At 51.5% G+C, this 1,987-nt stretch carries 1 rRNA gene; it reads right to left on the bottom strand.

Annotated elements, in window-relative coordinates:
• A 23S ribosomal RNA gene (locus L2713_RS20425) occupies positions 1 to 1,987 on the bottom strand; the annotation flags it as partial.

Below are 1,987 nucleotides of genomic sequence, written 5' to 3'. Positions count from 1 at the left end.
GAACTAGCGTTCCCGCTTCAAAGTCTCCCACCTATCCTACACATGTAGGGTCAATGTTCAGTGCCAAGCTATAGTAAAGGTTCACGGGGTCTTTCCGTCTAGCCGCGGGTATACGGCATCTTCACCGCAATTTCAACTTCACTGAGTCTCGGCTGGAGACAGCGTGGCCATCATTACGCCATTCGTGCAGGTCGGAACTTACCCGACAAGGAATTTCGCTACCTTAGGACCGTTATAGTTACGGCCGCCGTTTACCGGGGCTTCGATCATGAGCTTCTCTTGCGATAACCCAATCAATTAACCTTCCGGCACCGGGCAGGCGTCACACCGTATACGTCATCTTGCGATTTTGCACAGTGCTGTGTTTTTGATAAACAGTTGCAGCCACCTGGTATCTGCGACTGCCGTCAGCTTAGGGAGCAAGTCCCATCACCAACAGCAGCGTACCTTCTCCCGAAGTTACGGTACCATTTTGCCTAGTTCCTTCAGCCGAGTTCTCTCAAGCGCCTTGGTATTCTCTACCCGACCACCTGTGTCGGTTTGGGGTACGATTCCCGCTAACCTGAAGCTTAGAAGATTTTCCTGGAAGCATGGCATCAACTACTTCATCCCCTTGGGGACTCGTCATCAGCTCTCAGTGTATAGTGACCCGGATTTGCCTAAGTCACCCACCTACCACCTTAAACGCGGACTACCAACGCCGCGCTAGCCTAGCCTTCTCCGTCTCTCCATCGCAGTTAGCGGAAGTACAGAAATATTAATCTGTTTCCCATCGACTACGCCTTTCGGCCTCGCCTTAGGGGTCGACTCACCCTGCCCCGATTAACGTTGGACAGGAACCCTTGGTCTTTCGGCGAGGGGGTTTTTCACCCCCTTTATCGTTACTCATGTCAGCATTCGCACTTCTGATACCTCCAGCGTGGGTTACCCCTTCACCTTCAACGGCTTACAGAACGCTCCTCTACCGCGCAACCCTAATGGATTGCACCCGTAGCTTCGGTGGTATGTTTAGCCCCGTTACATCTTCCGCGCAGGCCGACTCGACTAGTGAGCTATTACGCTTTCTTTAAATGATGGCTGCTTCTAAGCCAACATCCTAGCTGTCTAAGCCTTCCCACATCGTTTCCCACTTAACATACACTTTGGGACCTTAGCTGACGGTCTGGGTTGTTTCCCTTTTGACGACGGACGTTAGCACCCGCCGTCTGTCTCCCGGATAGCACTCTTTGGTATTCGGAGTTTGCAAAGGGTTGGTAAGTCGGGATGACCCCCTAGCCTTAACAGTGCTCTACCCCCAAAGGTGTTCGTCCGAGGCGCTACCTAAATAGCTTTCGAGGAGAACCAGATATCTCCCGGTTTGATTGGCCTTTCACCCCCAGCCACAAGTCATCCGCTAATTTTTCAACATTAGTCGGTTCGGTCCTCCAGTTGATGTTACTCAACCTTCAACCTGCCCATGGCTAGATCACCGGGTTTCGGGTCTACGCCTTGCAACTAAACGCGCAGTTAACACTCGGTTTCCCTACGGCTCCGCTATTCGCTTAACCTCGCTACAAAACGTAAGTCGCTGACCCATTATACAAAAGGTACGCAGTCACGGTCTCAAGAACCGCTCCCACTGCTTGTACGTATACGGTTTCAGGTTCTATTTCACTCCCCTCACAGGGGTTCTTTTCGCCTTTCCCTCACGGTACTGGTTCACTATCGGTCAGTCAGGAGTATTTAGCCTTGGAGGATGGTCCCCCCATATTCAAACAGGATATCACGTGTCCCGCCTTACTCGTTTTCATCAAAGGTTAGTTTTCGTGTACGGGGCTATCACCCTGTGCCGCTGGACTTTCCAGACCATTCCACTAACACCCCTCTGACTTAAGGGCTAATCCCCGTTCGCTCGCCGCTACTAGGGGAATCTCGGTTGATTTCTTTTCCTAAGGGTACTTAGATGTTTCAGTTCCCCTCGTTTGCCTCACTACACTATGTATTCATG

It is taken from the genome of Shewanella seohaensis (assembly GCF_023283775.1).
GTDB classification, from domain to species: Bacteria; Pseudomonadota; Gammaproteobacteria; order Enterobacterales; family Shewanellaceae; genus Shewanella; species Shewanella seohaensis.
The sequence above is the reverse complement of the archived record's forward strand: the minus strand, read 5'-3'. Positions and strand labels throughout refer to the sequence as shown.